20 protein-coding genes are annotated in these 14,307 nt (G+C 64.3%); 8 read left to right on the top strand and 12 right to left on the bottom strand.

Going from position 1 to position 14,307, the window contains the following annotated elements:
- The first annotated feature begins 104 nt into the window (after positions 1-104).
- From CIK75_RS09185 to CIK75_RS09175, 3 genes are all read left to right on the top strand, one after another.
- Complete coding sequence (locus CIK75_RS09185) at positions 105-521, top strand: hypothetical protein (RefSeq protein ID WP_096223811.1); 417 nt, start codon at positions 105-107, stop codon at positions 519-521.
- Positions 522-607: 86 nt separating this feature from the next.
- Positions 608-1,144: a VOC family protein gene (locus tag CIK75_RS09180; protein WP_096223809.1), complete on the top strand. Its 537-nt coding sequence runs from the start codon at positions 608-610 to the stop codon at positions 1,142-1,144.
- Entirely contained in the window at positions 1,137-1,943 is an 807-nt protein-coding gene (locus tag CIK75_RS09175; protein WP_096223808.1) for a MerR family transcriptional regulator, read from the top strand. The genes CIK75_RS09180 and CIK75_RS09175 overlap by 8 nt, the downstream gene beginning before the upstream one ends.
- Before the next feature lie 308 nt (positions 1,944-2,251).
- On the opposite strand, the gene CIK75_RS09170 is transcribed toward CIK75_RS09175, so the two are convergent.
- From CIK75_RS09170 to CIK75_RS09155, 4 genes are read right to left on the bottom strand one after another with little or no spacing between them, the layout of a single operon-like run.
- On the bottom strand, positions 2,252-2,536 hold the full coding sequence (locus tag CIK75_RS09170) for a hypothetical protein (RefSeq protein WP_096223807.1): 285 nt from the start codon (positions 2,534-2,536) through the stop codon (positions 2,252-2,254).
- Between the two features lies 1 nt (position 2,537).
- Positions 2,538-3,086, bottom strand: coding sequence for a hypothetical protein (locus CIK75_RS09165; protein ID WP_096223806.1), 549 nt, complete (start codon positions 3,084-3,086; stop codon positions 2,538-2,540).
- The gene (locus tag CIK75_RS09160) at positions 3,083-3,388 is read right to left on the bottom strand and encodes a transcriptional regulator (RefSeq protein ID WP_096223804.1); all 306 of its coding nucleotides are present in this window, start codon (positions 3,386-3,388) and stop codon (positions 3,083-3,085) included. The genes CIK75_RS09165 and CIK75_RS09160 overlap by 4 nt, the downstream gene beginning before the upstream one ends.
- Before the next feature lie 6 nt (positions 3,389-3,394).
- Positions 3,395-3,865, bottom strand: a complete 471-nt coding sequence (locus tag CIK75_RS09155) for a hypothetical protein (RefSeq protein ID WP_096223802.1) — start codon at positions 3,863-3,865, stop codon at positions 3,395-3,397.
- Positions 3,866-4,068: 203 nt separating this feature from the next.
- On the opposite strand from CIK75_RS09155, the gene CIK75_RS09150 reads away from it, so the two are divergent.
- Positions 4,069-4,854 (top strand): AmiS/UreI family transporter, encoded by a 786-nt coding sequence (locus CIK75_RS09150; RefSeq protein WP_096223800.1) that lies wholly within the window; start codon positions 4,069-4,071, stop codon positions 4,852-4,854.
- Positions 4,855-4,882: 28 nt separating this feature from the next.
- Here CIK75_RS09150 and CIK75_RS16650 read toward each other — a convergent pair whose 3' ends face one another.
- Complete coding sequence (locus CIK75_RS16650) at positions 4,883-6,346, bottom strand: DUF1990 family protein (RefSeq protein ID WP_343251896.1); 1,464 nt, start codon at positions 6,344-6,346, stop codon at positions 4,883-4,885.
- 114 nt (positions 6,347-6,460) lie between these two features.
- On the opposite strand from CIK75_RS16650, the gene CIK75_RS09140 reads away from it, so the two are divergent.
- Entirely contained in the window at positions 6,461-6,853 is a 393-nt protein-coding gene (locus tag CIK75_RS09140; protein WP_096223798.1) for a VOC family protein, read from the top strand.
- On the opposite strand, the gene CIK75_RS09135 is transcribed toward CIK75_RS09140, so the two are convergent.
- Both CIK75_RS09135 and CIK75_RS09130 read right to left on the bottom strand, forming a co-directional pair.
- On the bottom strand, positions 6,735-8,219 hold the full coding sequence (locus CIK75_RS09135; protein WP_096223796.1) for an APC family permease: 1,485 nt from the start codon (positions 8,217-8,219) through the stop codon (positions 6,735-6,737). The two genes, CIK75_RS09140 and CIK75_RS09135, sit on opposite strands and share 119 nt — an antisense overlap.
- A gap of 36 nt (positions 8,220-8,255) precedes the next feature.
- Positions 8,256-8,723, bottom strand: a complete 468-nt coding sequence (locus CIK75_RS09130) for a MepB family protein (RefSeq protein ID WP_096223794.1) — start codon at positions 8,721-8,723, stop codon at positions 8,256-8,258.
- Between the two features lie 66 nt (positions 8,724-8,789).
- Between CIK75_RS09130 and CIK75_RS09125 the strand changes: the two genes are divergently transcribed.
- Positions 8,790-9,152: a VOC family protein gene (locus CIK75_RS09125; RefSeq protein ID WP_096223792.1), complete on the top strand. Its 363-nt coding sequence runs from the start codon at positions 8,790-8,792 to the stop codon at positions 9,150-9,152.
- Between the two features lie 239 nt (positions 9,153-9,391).
- Complete coding sequence (locus tag CIK75_RS09120) at positions 9,392-10,831, top strand: sodium/glutamate symporter (protein WP_096223790.1); 1,440 nt, start codon at positions 9,392-9,394, stop codon at positions 10,829-10,831.
- Positions 10,832-10,865: 34 nt separating this feature from the next.
- On the opposite strand, the gene CIK75_RS09115 is transcribed toward CIK75_RS09120, so the two are convergent.
- Entirely contained in the window at positions 10,866-11,105 is a 240-nt protein-coding gene (locus CIK75_RS09115; RefSeq protein WP_096223788.1) for a hypothetical protein, read from the bottom strand.
- An 81-nt stretch (positions 11,106-11,186) separates the two neighbouring features.
- Here CIK75_RS09115 and CIK75_RS09110 point away from each other — a divergent pair, with 81 nt between their 5' ends.
- On the top strand, positions 11,187-11,639 hold the full coding sequence (locus CIK75_RS09110; protein ID WP_086999316.1) for an OsmC family protein: 453 nt from the start codon (positions 11,187-11,189) through the stop codon (positions 11,637-11,639).
- A 27-nt stretch (positions 11,640-11,666) separates the two neighbouring features.
- Here the strand turns inward: CIK75_RS09110 and CIK75_RS09105 are convergent, their stop codons facing one another.
- From CIK75_RS09105 to CIK75_RS09090, 4 genes are all read right to left on the bottom strand, one after another.
- On the bottom strand, positions 11,667-11,990 hold the full coding sequence (locus CIK75_RS09105; protein WP_096223786.1) for a putative quinol monooxygenase: 324 nt from the start codon (positions 11,988-11,990) through the stop codon (positions 11,667-11,669).
- Positions 11,991-11,999: 9 nt separating this feature from the next.
- Positions 12,000-12,389 carry an MmcQ/YjbR family DNA-binding protein gene (locus CIK75_RS09100; protein ID WP_096223784.1) on the bottom strand — a complete coding sequence of 130 codons (390 nt, stop codon included), beginning with the start codon at positions 12,387-12,389 and terminating at the stop codon, positions 12,000-12,002.
- 76 nt (positions 12,390-12,465) lie between these two features.
- Positions 12,466-13,353 (bottom strand): carbohydrate ABC transporter permease, encoded by an 888-nt coding sequence (locus CIK75_RS09095; protein WP_086999324.1) that lies wholly within the window; start codon positions 13,351-13,353, stop codon positions 12,466-12,468.
- Positions 13,350-14,306 (bottom strand): sugar ABC transporter permease, encoded by a 957-nt coding sequence (locus CIK75_RS09090; RefSeq protein WP_086999327.1) that lies wholly within the window; start codon positions 14,304-14,306, stop codon positions 13,350-13,352. Before CIK75_RS09090 ends, CIK75_RS09095 begins: the two co-directional genes overlap by 4 nt.
- Position 14,307: the final 1 nt, after the last annotated feature.

Raw genomic sequence — 14,307 nt, 5'->3', positions numbered from 1 at the left:
TCGGTTAGCTCATTGACACCTGTGGCCCGGCGGTTTTCCGCCGGGCCACGGGTGTCCTGCCACACAGCGCTTCCGGAACCGGGGCCGAGAGTAAAGGAGCCACCATGTCACCAGCCGCGGAACAACGAATCGCCGATTTGGAGGCCAGGGTCTCGGCCCTCGAAGACCGACTCCACACGTTGGTCCTCTGTGTCCAGTATCAGGACGATGAACCCTTCGACGCTGAAGTCAGCCGCCTCATGCTGCACGGACGTGATCGTGTGGTGCTGAATCTCGTGCTGGGCGCCATCCTCGACCGGGCTAATGGTCAGCTGCTCCTACCCCGCCCGGATCCGAACCATCTGGATCACCCGGCCCTGGATGCAGCCTTCGTCCCGGAACAGATGTCGGCTGACGAGGCTGTCCGTATCGTGTCCTTGGTGGTCGGTGGAGAGGCTGCGGCAAAGCGGATCATCCAGGCGCATCGGGACCGCGGCTTCGGCGGGGCCGGGTACGACCAGTTAGGAATCGCGCCCACGTAGACGGATGGGATGGCAGCCTTGCCGCCGGGCGTGAGCGGTGGCCCCGGCTTGACCCTCACGTAGTGTGAGGCCGGAGGCTGGGGTACATGAGCGACTACTACAACGCATTCGACATCAGCCCCGTGCCCGTGCCCACACCGGATGCGGTGCCGCCGGAACCCTTCCGCGGCATCTATGGGATGCCCGCCTTCGTCACGATTCCGTCGGGCGATTTGGAGGAGTCCGTGAATTTCTGGATTCGTGGGCTCGGGTTCTTCGAACTCTTCAGCATCCCCGGCACGCTGGTGCACCTCCGCCGCTGGGCTTTCCAGGACGTGCTTCTCGTCCATGCGCAGAGCATTCCGGACCAGGCACCCGCCATGAGCTTCAGCTTCGCGGGCGTCCTCAGCCAGGTCGATGCCCTGGTCGAGGCCTGCCGCGCATTGCGGCCGGAATCGGTCGAAGGACCATGGGATACCCCATGGAACACTCGTGATGTCGAGGTGATCACCCCAGAAAACGCCCGGATCGTCTTCACCGCGGCCAAACCCTTTGACCCAGCCAGCCAGGAGGCACGAAATCTTGAAGGTATCGGGATCACCCCACCGGATGGCCGTCCCGAGGACAATCGTGAGCATGCCTGATGGAACTTCTGCCGATGGCCTGACCGTCGGTCAGGTCTCAACGCGACTGGGCGTGACCATCCGCGCGCTACACCACTGGGATGACATCGGCCTGGCACGGTCCTCGCTCAGTACGGCTACCGGATATCGGCTCTACACCGCCGGTGATCTGGAGCGCCTCCACAGAATTACCGTCTACCGTGAACTCGGCCTCGGCCTGGAACGGATCCGGGCCATCCTGGACGACGCGGATACGGACGTGCCAGAAGCCTTGCGGACCCAACGCCAGCAGGTCGCCGACCGGATCGAGCATCTGCAGCAGCTCGGTGCCGGGCTGGATCGGATGATCGACGCCCACGAGCACGGTCTGCTGCTGACCGTCCAGGAGCAGACGGCGATTTTCGGTCCGCGGTGGAACCCGGACTGGTCGGCTCAAGCACACCAACGCTACGAAGGCACTCCCCAATGGCAGCAGTATGCCGAGCAATCAGCCTCCCGTAGTCCGGCTGAATGGCAATCCATCGCCGATACCATGGCCGACCTCGATCGTTCCCTGGGGGAGGCAATGGGGGCAGGTTTCAGACCCGGCAGTCCGGAAGCGCAGCAACTCGTCGAGCGTCACCGCGCGGTGTTCACGGCCTCATACTTTCCCCTCACCCGGCAGATGCAGGTCTGTCTCGGTCGCATGTATGAGTCCGATCCGGCATTCGCTGCTCACTACGACGGCGTCCGCGCCGGTCTTGCGGCATGGTTCCGTCAAAGCATCGACGCCAACGCCCGGGACCACGGCATCGACCCCAACACCGCAAACTGGAAGTAGAGCACGCTTGCCCAGGGGCAAGCGACTTCTTTTGCGCCGTGTCTTCAACGACCACATAAGTGCCCTGTGCGTTGCCTCTGCGAGGAGACCGGGTTCATCGTAGTCCGAGAAGGACTGCGCCGCCCACGTGCGCGCCCTGCCGGAGTAATTCTGATAGGTTAGCGCATCCTGAGCAGTGGCCCGGCGGTTTTCCGCCGGGCCACTGCTGTATCCATCGTCAATTTCAAATTTGCTCCAAATCCAAATTTTGATTTGGAGCAAATTTGGAGAACCGGAAATGAGCCGTCAACCAGTGCGCGGGCTGGTCGTCAAGCTCCCCAGCCGCGGTGTTGCGCCCACAATGCGCCACCACGACGTGCCGCCGCGTCAATGAGTTCGCGGATACCCGGCTCATCACGCACGGGAAAGGAAACGTAGGTGCCGCGTCCCCCCTCAACGGGTTTGCCGTAGGCCTTGGCTGCCAACCCACCATCGGGCAGCAAACGGATGGTCAGCGTCTGCAGCTCGAACTCTTCTCCGCGTCGGACATCGGTCCATCGCAGGTCATTGGGGATGACCACGTTGAGGGCCATGGCCTTCACGTCTACGTCCATGTCAGGCGGTGTTTTCTGGACGGTCGATCCGCTGCCGGTCTGGCAATTCGTCAAAACCGGCCAGAACTGTCAGGCTTCCTGCCACCAGGCCGATCGCGGTGTGGGGAAGAAGCGTCCCCTTCCGGGCCAAACGGTTCCCGAACCGGTGGATCCACCGTTCGGTGGCAACGTTCGCACCAACGCCCGCCACCAGGACCGTGGCACCCAGTCCGATCAGTAGCCCGGGGCTCGGGCTCATGAGCCGAGCCCTGGCTCCTGCCGTCTTGTCGGCGGAGTACCCATAGGCAGTATCCCGATGCCCGGAGCCGCGCCCCGGCGGCATTCCCCCTGCCAACGGCGCAGTCGGTACTGAATTCGGATCCTGTCGGCGGGCGAAGAAGACACCCGCCGCCGCAAGGATTCCCAGCTTGGCAAGAACGCGCGAGCTGCGGCGGTCCACATAGTCTGGCAGTGCGTACCAGAGCCCGACCGCGGCTCCGCTGGCGCCGGCGCGACCGAGTAATCCGGCGGGGGTTCGACGGACCGGGGCTGGTGTGGTGGTTCCTGTCATGGGTTGGTCTCCTTCGGTGTTCCGGCTAACTGGTTGAGTGCTTCGATGTGGCGGTGAAAGGACTCTCGGCCCGCTCGAGTCATGGCGAGGGTGACGGGACGGCGTCCCGAGCGTCCGGCGTTCGTCGGTTCGAGGTAACCGGCGTCGATCAGCACTCGGATGTGCTTGCTCAGCGTCGAGTCGGTGAATCCGAGCAGGCCCCGGACCGTCGCGAAGGCCTCATGATGGACCGGATCCAACAGTGCACAGATCCGCAGTCGTGCCAGAGGATGAATCACCGGGTCGAAACCGTCGTCGTTCATGGAGTCTCAGTCCCGCCGACTCCGAGCACGTCCGATCCAGCAACGGTCCAGCGCCGGTCCGCCGACAGCGCAGAACAGGAACATCCCGACGGCGGCGATGACGGGGCTCCACCACCAGCCGTGGAGGTCGTAGAGGGCGGCGTTGAGGCCACCGACCACCCCGATCACCAGAACACCACCAAGATAAGGAAGCCACATGGAACCCTGCAGGCGGATATGACGGACAGCAGGGGGCTGCTTCCGCGCAGCGACGCTGAAGATCACCACGATCATCCCCGGCATCAGGAGGAACACCACCAACGGAGGCAGCAGGTCGGTGGCCAGGGGCACCAAGGCAAGGACTGCCAGCAGGGCGCCGACCATCGGCCAGTAGCGTCGCGGACGGTGCAGGCGTTCGGCGTTGAGGTCGCCGACGGCATCCAGGGCTTCCAGCGATTCCCTGGCTTCGGTTGCGCTCAAGTGGTGATCGGGATCCATGCGGCCACATTACATCTGTCTTGCCGTTCGGGAAAGACAATTCTGTGCGTCCGCGACACCTGCCAAGTACCTGAATCCGCGTTGGCGGGTCTCGGATTCGAGACTATAATGAGCCTCATCGACCACCCTCGCGTGCGCCACCACCTGCTGGCCCACCCATCGGGGACCTCCACCGGTCAACACGACTTCTCGAGGAGTTCCCCATGGGAAACGTAGGACTGCTGTATGTCGGCGCCGTACTCTTCATCAACGGCCTCATGCTGCTGGGTTTCGTGCCCGGAAGAGCAGCGGCACCGATGAACTACTTCGTCGGGGCCATGCAGGTCATCTTCCCGACCATCATCATCGCCCAATCCGGTGGTGATCCGGCCATGACGCTCTCCGCCTCGGGCCTGTACCTGTTCGGATTCACCTACCTCTACATCGCCTTCAACATCACCTTCGGGCTCGATGGCGAAGGGGTCGGCTGGTTTTCACTGTTCGTCTCCGGCGTCGCCGTCGTCATGTCCTACCTGCAGTTCTCCCTGGTCGGGGATCCGGTCTTCGGGGTGATCTGGCTGTTGTGGGCCATCCTGTGGCTGATGTTCTACCTGGTGCTCGCGCTGGGCATGGAGTCGCTGACCGCAGCCACCGGCTGGTTCACCGTGATCATCGCCCATCTTTCGGCGACGATCCCTGCCCTGCTCCTGCTCTCCGGCGCGTTCCAGAGCACCTGGCTCTGGGCGACCATCCTGGCAGTGGCCGGGGTCGCCACCTTGTTGATCTCGCTGGCCCTAGGCCGCCAAGGTATGGGCCGACCGCAATCGCCACCGTTGCCGCAGCTCCGCGACGAAATCGACGGCGGTGAAGCACCAACCCTCCCGGATCTGATCGCCAGGACCGAGCGCAACGACCAAGGGTCCCAGATCGTCATCTCGAGCCCCCCGGTGTCTAGGTCCTCCCGCCGGGTGGTCAACAGTCCTCTCCGCCGCCGGACGCCCCGGCCCTGATTCCTCAGGAGTCTCAGGTCTTCCATTCTCAGAACAGCCGGGCGTCGGCCAACCGTTCGGCCGACCTGAAGTAGGCCCGAGTCACCCACTCCTGGGTTCGTTGAGTCACCGGTGCCGCGGCCCGCATCAACCAGTTGGCTGGCCGCGAATAGGCCAGGACCTCGAACCAGACGGTGCCGTCGTCATCGAGCACGGCGGTGAAGGCTTCTTCCCCCGCCACGGGGTGACCTTGGAGGGTTCCGTACCCGAAGCCCGCCCTGCGCGGGCCTGTTGTTGGATCAGCCGCTTCGGGCTCTTGGCTCCAGAGCACGCGGCAGGGTGCCGGCAACCGCACCGGCCCGGCCCCCATTCCCGAGACGACACGGACGCCAGGAGCTGCCCGCGGGGTCTCCTCCGGCACCCTCAGCCCGGCACCGCGGTGCATCTCCCAGCCCAGGATCCCGTCGGCCAGCCGGCGGAACGCGTCCTCGCCGTTCCCCACACGCGCTCGACGCCTGACGGTGCGGTAACCCGCCGGGGCGCGGCCGAGTTCGGTCAAACCGAAGTCGGTGTAGGTGAGGTCCCCTGGCCGGCCGATCCGGGCAAGGCGACGGAGAGCCGCCAGTTCACTGGGAACCTGTTTGTCCAAGGCGGCCCCGATGACGGCCAACGACGCCTTCGCCGCGGGGCGTACCGGCACATGGAGCTGCCGCCCGCCGGGCAGCCTCACCGCGGGAGCCTGCAGTCCGAGCAGTTCACGATAACGGTCAGGGAGTGAATCGACCACAGCAGCGAAGAGCAGACGGTAGCCGGGCAGCAGCATCGGATCCAGCGGCGGGTTCCTCAGGAAGGAAACCACCTCATCCACGCGGTGTCCACCAGTCAGGAGGCCTTCGTCGTCGTATCCCTGCAGACGCTCCCGCAGTTCGGCGTCGGTGCGCGGCGGATTGATGACCCCCATGAGTTCACCGGCCTTCGCCCATTGGCCGACATAGGCGTCGGCGCCGCCGAGCCGTGCCGGCACGGGGCCACGGAAGAGTTCGTACGAACGTAGGAACGCGTCGGTGAAAGCCAGGTGGACCCATTCGGACAGGCCGGGGTCGTTCGCTGAATACCGCTGGTCCGTACCGTGCCCATCCGTATAGTCCCCGTGGACCGGAACGTGGAGTTTGCGCACATACCTGCAGGCTTCGTGGGCGGCGACCGTATCGCCGTAGGTCAGCGTGAAGATCCACCGGATGGTTCCTGCGAGCCGTCCCAGCGGGTCCTCGCGGTAGTTCGAATGCTCGGCGACGCCGGCGAGCGCGCCCGGATGCAGTGCCTGAATCAGGAGTGCGCGGATTCCGGCGGCAATCGGCGTCGTCCCCCCGTTCACCTGCCAGACGGCAGACCCGGCGTCGAAGTATCCGGCGTCTTCGCCGTTCTCCAACGCGTTTTCCCAGGCAGGAACGCTTTCGGCTTGGCCGGCGAACGTCATCCGCAGGCGGGTTCTCAGCGGTGCCAACAGGTTCATGCCCCGAGCCTACTCCCGCCTCGGGTGTGCGTCTTCCGGCGCGCGAAGTTCGACGCCGGGCAGGCCTTGGCGACTAGGTTGGACCCCAACGAAGCAAACGAACGGGAGCCGAGAATGCTGCTGCACCATGTCCAGGTGTCGATGCCACGCGGCGCGGAGGACCAGGCGCGCCGCTTCTATGCCGATGCCCTCGGCTTCCAGGAAGTCGAGAAGCCGGATTCGCTGGCGGGCCGCGGAGGATGCTGGTTCCGTTCCGTGGCTGCCGACGGTCGCACCGTGGAGGCGGAGATCCATGTGGGGGTCGACGATCCATTCGTCCCAGCGAAGAAAGCGCACCCGGCCCTGCTGGTGGGATCCGTCGTCGAACTCGAGCAACGCGCCGACTCGATCACTGCCGCCGGTTTCGAGGTGTCCTGGGTGGAACGGGTTTCATTGGAGGGGTTTGAGCGTTTCCACTGCCGCGATGGTTTCGGAAACCGCGTGGAGATCCTGGCGCTGACGGTCTGACCCCGCCTCGGGCTCGACTGTTCCGGTGCGAGGCGAAGGCGACGATGAGGCCGACCCCGAACCAGACGATTCCGACGAGCAGCGCCAGTTCGGTGGCCGAGGCCAGGACAATGACCAGCAGCACGGCCCCAACGGCGGGGATGACTCCATGGGCGAACCAGGTCCCGCGCGCGGCGGCCTTTTGGCGGACCAGGTAGTAGCCGATGACCGAGACGTGCAGCAGGATGAACGCCGTCAGCGCCCCGACGTTCACAATGGAGCTGAGAATATCGAGCCCATCGGCCCGGGTGGCCGCCCAGACGGCGACGACAATGTTCCCGGCTGCGGTGATCAGGATGCTGCGTACCGGCACCCCGGTCCGCTCAGAGACATGGGCCAGCGCGTGGGGCAGACGCCGCTCCCGGGCCATGTCCATGATGATTCGGCTACCGGCGCCTTGCCCGACCATCGCAGCGAAGGCCGCGCCCGCCGCCTTGGACAGGGCCAGCAGCCAGTGCAGCCATTCACCGACACTCTCCTCGACAGCCACATAATAGGCAGCACCTTCCAGGCTCGGGTCAGCGGCCAGCTGCGCCGGTGTCGTGCTGGAGAGCAAGGCTCCGACGTAGGTTTGTGCCACGAAGAGCAGTCCAGCGACCACCAGGCAGATCAGCGTCGCCCGGCCGACGAGCCGGACGGTGCCCTTGGTCTCTTCGGCGAAGGTGGCCAACGCGTCGAACCCCAGGAAGGAAAGCACAGCGACGGAGACGGCAGCCAGGACAGCCACCAGCGAGAACCCTCCGATCCCGACGAAGGGGCTCAGCCAGGGCCGCTCCGGGCCGGCCGTCGCCAACACGTAGGCACCGCAGACCAACACGATGAGCAGGACCAGGACCTCCAGGAGGACGACTGCGGTGATCACCTTGGAGGCGACGCGTACCCCGGCGAGGTTCAGCGCCGTGGTCCCCACCACGGCGACGGCCACGAAAACCCAGATGGGCACTGCCGGGAACAACGAGTTCAGTGCGATGCCGGTGAACATGTAGGCGACCGAGGGGATGAGCAGGTAGTCCAGCAGGATCATCCACCCCGAGACATACCCGGCGCGGGGCCCGATCCCCGCCCCGGCATAAGCGAAGACGGAGCCGGCCCGGGGAATCTCCCGGGACATGCGCATGTAGCTGGAGGCGGTAAAGGCCATGACCAGGGTAGCGATGACGTAGACCGACGCCACAGCTCCCCCGGACTTGGCGTCGAGGGTGCCATAAATCCCGACGGCAGCCGCCGGGCCAATGAAGACCAGACCGTAGAAGACCAGTTGGCCCAGCGTCAGGCTGCGCTTGAGGGATCCCTGGGCCGGAGCGGTTTCCGATGCGTTGGCGTCCATGCTGCCATTCTGTCGCAATTTCCGCCCGGACAGGGGTCAGGGCCCCGAAGCTGGCCAGAGCTGGACAAACGCGGCCGACTGCGCAGCCTGGGTTCTCGACGCCTGCCGATTCAGGCCGGTGCACCAGGCAGGATAGACACGGAACCCGCGTTTGCCGGGGTGTCTACCGGAACTGGTGATGCCCAGCTCGCGCAAGTGTTCGGCGGTGAACCAGAAGACTCCACGGCGTTGGTCCTCCCCCGCCACGAACACTGCGAGCCCCGCTACCGCATCGTCTGCCGGAAAGGGCTCGGTGTCGCCCTGCGCGGATCGACGCCATACAGCCACGAAGGCTCCCGGCTTCGTCGGGGTGAGGCGTGCGGCACGCAACCGCCAGCGCTGCCCGGAAAGCACCACGAGGCCTGATTCGTAGTCGCCGTTTTGTTCCTCCGGCTCAACGGAAGCAAGGTCTGTCCGTGGACCCAAGACGTGCTCGACATACCAGTCGAAAGCAGAAAATCGCATCCCGTGACTCTAGCGGGACCCGCCTGACCTATTGGCCGGCAGACCCCTTCCGAGTACCGTGACCGCATGATCACCCACATCGGCACCGCCATGTTGTACGTCTCGGATCAGGAAGCATCCCTGAGGTTCTACCGCGACCTGCTGGGGTTCTCGGTCGTCACCGATCAGGACATGGGCCACGGCGCCCGCTGGCTTGAGCTGGCGCCAGCGGAGGGAGCGACCACGATGGCACTGCTCGACGCTGGTCAGGCCAGCAAACAGGTCGGAGAGGGGGCCTACCTGACGTATGCATGCGACGACATCGAGGCGACCGTCGACTGGCTCCGCGAGCGTGGTGCCACGGTTACCGACCCCGATATCCAGTCGTGGGGCTCTTTCGCTTTCGTCGAGAGCCCCGACGGGCACCGCGTGCAGATCCACCAGAAGTAAGTCATTCCTCCGCTGCGATCCAACCAAGAGTCCACGAGCCATGCACAGAATTCACTCAGATTCAACGAAAATCCTGTGATCTTGTTCACGCATTGCGACTATTTGTCACGCAGCGACGCGGAACCTGCTCTCAGGGCCGACCAATCAAGTGGACCGCGAGGCCTGCATCACGCAATAATTGCCGATCGACCACCGCGCCGCTGCTGTGACAGCGTCCGCCCACCAAGAATCGGAGAACCATGTCGGCAGACGTCGTGGGCCTGGCTCTTGTCCTGTTGGGACTCATCGTCCTTCTCGGCAAGCTGATCCGGGTACGTAGCAAGATCGCACAAAAGTTGTTCCTGCCGGCCTCGATCCTCGGAGGATTCCTGGCGTTGCTGCTGGGCCCCTACGTGTTCGGCAATCTGGCATCACTAGCCGGTACCGACAGGTTCGCCGAAGGTGGCCTCTTCGGAACGCAGATCCTTGAAGTCTGGGGCACCTTGCCCGGCCTGCTCATCAGCGTGGTTTTCGCGGCGCTGTTCATGGGTGAATCGATCCCCTCACCCAAACGGGCGGCACGACTCCTGGGGCCGCAGCTGAGCCTCGGGGTCACCTTCGCTTCCGGGCAATACGTCTTCGGCCTGGCCTTGGCCGTCCTGGTCTTGGTCCCGATCTTCGGGATGACCCCCATGGCCGGGGCGCTGATCGAGATCGGCTTCGAGGGCGGCCACGGCACGGCAGCTGGCATGGCCCCCGTCATGAACGAACTGGGCTTTACCGAAGGCCCGGATCTGGCACTGGGCATGGCCACCATCGGGATCGTCAGCGGCATCGTCATCGGTATTGCTGCCATCAACTGGGCGGTACGCACGGGCAGGACCGAGGTCATCTCCGCTTCGACCAAACTTCCGGACGACGAGCTCAAGGGCCTCTACTCCAAGGACAATCAGCCCTCGGCTGGCCAATTGACCGTGCGCTCCTCCTCGGTGGAAAGCATGACCCTGCATGTGGCGTTCATCGCGCTGGCCATCCTCGTCGGCCAGCTACTGCTCTCAGCGCTTCAGTGGATCGAGAGCGTCACCTGGGCCGACTCCGTCAAGGTGTTCGAATACGTTCCACTCTTCCCGTTGGCGATGCTCGGTGGGGTCATCATCCAGCTCGTGCTGGACAAGACCGGGAAGCTCCATCTCATCGACCGTGGCTCCATGATGCGCATCCAAGGCCTGGCCCTGGACCTGCTCATCGTCAGCGCCCTGGCATCCTTGTCGTTGAAGGCGATCGCCGCCAACATCGGCCCCTTCCTGCTCCTGGCCGGTGTGGGCATCGTGTGGAACGTCGTCGTACTATTCTTCCTGGCTCGGCGCTACATCCCGAAGTACTGGTTTGAACGCGGGATCGGCGACTTCGGGCAGTCCATGGGTGTCACGGCGACGGGCCTGATTCTCATGCGGATCGCCGACCCCGAGGGAAAGAGCCCCGCCTACGAGGCCTTCGGATATAAGCAATTGGTCTTTGAACCGTTCTTTGGCGGCGGCCTGATCACCGCAGCCGCAATGCCCCTGATCTACCAGTTTGGGCCCTACCCTTTGCTGATCGGCATGGGCGTCCTGCTGGTCGCCTCGGTGTCCATCGGCCTGATCAACGGCAAGCGGATGCGACGCACCTCGGTTGCGGAGACCTCCCCGGCACAGGGCTGACCCTGGGCGATGGGATGATGCGGTGGCCAACGCCCTATCGGGCGTTGGCCACCAGATAATCCAGCGCCCGACAGGCCCGCCACCCGGTCCAGAGGGCAAAAATGGCCGACCCCACCGCGGCCACGGCCCCGATGATGACCAGCGGCTGCATTTGCTGCCCCTGATCTGCGCTCCAGTTCAGCGTGAGTCCGGCGGCGATTCCACAGCCGATGGATACCAACCACAGCACAAGGGTGGCAACGAACATCCCGGCGACCGAGTGCGGGCGATTCATGGGGTTCCTCCTAGAAGACGACGACAGCGCCAGCGTATCCCGCCGCCGTCGGGACCCACCCGCCGATGGCATGATGGTTGCATGAGTGAAACCCAGGATTCCAACACCCGTTCCATCGAGTTATCCCGTAATAAAACGGGCCACTACACCGCACGGAATGCGGCAGGAGCCGAGGTCGAATTCGGCCAGGGAGAGGGGTTGCTCTCCCCCGTGGAACTCCTCTTGGCAGCCATCGCCGGCTGCTCCGCCATCGACGTGGACGTCGCCACCTCACGCAGCGCTGAACCGACCAGATTTGAGGTCGCCGCCTCGGGCGACAAGGTCGCCGACGAGGGCGGTGCCAGCCGGATGGAGAACCTGAATCTGGCTTTCAAGCTGGCCTTCGGCGATGACGCCGCCGGCCAGAAGGCGGCCAGCATGGTCGAACGCCTGGTCAAGCTCTCCCACGATAAGCACTGCACGGTCTCACGCACCGTTGAACAGGGAACCCCTGTCGGTTTCGACGTTGAGGTCTCGACGGGCGAATCGGTTTAAATCCGGGCACCTCGTAGGGTGCGTGCTTCAGGCGTCGACCTGGAGTTCGCCCATCTGCTCCCAGCCTTCGCCTTCGATCTGACGGCTGACGATCTGCGGGGTCTCGGCCAAGGTCGGCCGCATGGCCTCCAGACCGTCGGCGAAGTGCTGGCTGCGGACGTGGGCCTCACCGGCTCCGTCCTGGAAAGCCTCGACGAGTACGAACTCGTTTTCCGTTTCAACGCTGCGCGACCACTCGAACCAGAGGTTGCCTTCCTCGGCACGCGTGGCCTCGGTGAAGGGTCGGGTGATCTCGAGGAACGAGTCGACGAATTCGTGCTTGACCTTGTATTTCACGACAATGAAAATCATGCGACCAGCCTATCCCCGAGTCAGGCCCTTCCACCCCAGGCGTTCGCGCTCGGCCTTCGGCAGTGATTCGACGACCAGGTCGTAGGAGTCCTCGATCAGGTCGCGCACCGTGGCGTCGTCAAGGGATCCGGCGCAGGCCACGGTGTTCCAGTGTTTTTTGCTCATATGGTATCCGGGAGTGATTTCCGGGTGCGCAGCACGCAGCTGGTCTGCCAGGATCGGCTCGCATTTCAGGTTCGCCCGCGCCGGGTCCGATCCGTCCCAGAGCAGGGCGAACATCTTCACCCGCCCTTCGGGTGATCCGGCCACCTTGAACACGGTCGCACCGGGACCGAACGGGTGGTCCTCGAAGGCACCCGGCAACCCGAGGCAATAGGCACGGAAGGCTGAGTCGTCCATACCCGGCATCCTACGCGGCACGACGCCGGCACCCGAGGGGCGCCGGCGTCGTGCCGCAGGAAGAAGTGGCTGCTGTTTATTTCACCGCACCCATCGACAGGCCACGGACCAGCTGCTTCTGCGCCAACCAACCGGCCAGGACCACCGGCAACGAAGCCAACACCGAGGCCGCCGACAGCTGGGCCAGGAACAGCCCCTCACTGGTCATCTGCGATATCAGGAACACCGGGACCGTCGCCGCCTTCGCGGCGGTGAGGTTCAGGGCAAAGAAGAACTCGTTCCAGGAGAAGATCACACAAATCAGCGCGGTCGCCGCGATACCCGGGGTGACCATCGGGATCAACACGGAGCGCAACGTCTTGATCAGCCCGGCACCGTCCACCGATGCGGCTTCCAGCACCTCCCCGGGGACCTCCTGGAAGAAGGAACGCATCATCCACACGGCGATCGGCAGGTTCATGGCCGTGTAGAGGATGACCAACGTCCAGATGCTGTCCAGGGCCCGCAACTGACCGGAGATCACATAGATCGGCATGATCACCGCGACGATCGGGAGCATCTTGGTGGAGATGAAGAAGAACAACACGTCATTGGTCTTCTTCACCGGCCGGATACTCAACGCGTAGGACGCCGGAATGGCCAGGAGGATCACCAACAGCGTCGAAACACCGGTGGCAATAAGCGAGTTCAGGAAGTAGGGGGCGGCATCCGAGCCCAGAACCGCCTTGTACTGATCCAGCGTGGGTTCGAAGAAGAAGCTGGGCGGACTCGAAGCGGCCACGTTCTCCTGTTTGAAGGAGGTCATCACCATCCACGCGATCGGGGCGAAGAACACCAGTGCGGCGATCCAGGTGAACGTGGTCAGCAGACTCCCGCTGATCACCCCCTTCCGGCGCGGTTTATAGACTTCAGGATTCTCGGCCCGGGTGCCGGGCCCTGCGGCTTGTTGGGTCGTGGTGCTCATGACAGCTCCTTGTCGTCGAAGCTGCGGAAGATCAAGCGCAGCGCAAAGGTGGCGATGAGGATCGTCGCGATGACGACCACGACGCCCATGGCGGCCGCCTGGCCGATATCGAAACCGAGGAAGGCACGTTGGTAGATGTAGAACGGCAGGTTCGCGCTAGCCGTGCCGGGCCCGCCGGCGGTCATCAGGTAGATCTGGTCGAAAGTGTTGACCACGTAGATCGAACCCAGCAACACGGCCAGTTCCATATACCTGCGCAGTTGCGGCATGGTCACCCAGGTGAAGGTCTTCCACCAGCCGGCGCCATCCAGCGAAGCGGCTTCCAGGACGTCCTTGGATTGGGCCTGCAGCCCGGCTAGGACCAGCAGCATCATGAAGGGGGTCCACTGCCACACCAGGGCGATCACCACCGACAGCAGCGGTGCGGATGAGGTGAAGTCGATCGGTCCGATCCCGACGAGTCCGAGCACCCAGTTGACCATCCCGTAACTGGGGTTGAGCATCGAAACGCTCCACAGCAGCGAGGAGGCCACCGGCATGATCAGGAACGGGGTGATCAGCAGGGTCCGCACGATCCCCCGGCCCAAGAATTCCCGGTCCAGGAGAATCGCGAAGAACGTGCCCAGGACCAGGGCCACGGCAACACAGCCCAAGGTGATCACCACCGAGTTCACCGCGGCGACCCGGAACGTGGAATCGGAGAAGATGTCCACGAAGTTCTGCAGTCCCACGAAGATATTGCCGTCAGGACGCAACAGGTTCCAGGAACGCAGCGAATACCAGATGGTCAGCAGGAAGGGCAGCTGGGTGACGACGATCGTGAAGATCAGTGCGGGAAGTAGCGGCAGCCGGCGGCTCCACCCCTCCCGACGCTGGGCGCGACGCTGTTGCGCTGCGTGCGTTTCGGAGCCGGCGGCCGCTTGCTGGCGGTCCGGCTGGGTCAACGTGCTCATG

It is taken from the genome of Glutamicibacter sp. BW78, from assembly GCF_002332245.1.
Classification (GTDB): domain Bacteria; phylum Actinomycetota; class Actinomycetes; order Actinomycetales; family Micrococcaceae; genus Arthrobacter_H; species Arthrobacter_H rhombi_A.
The sequence above is the reverse complement of the archived record's forward strand: the minus strand, read 5'-3'. Positions and strand labels throughout refer to the sequence as shown.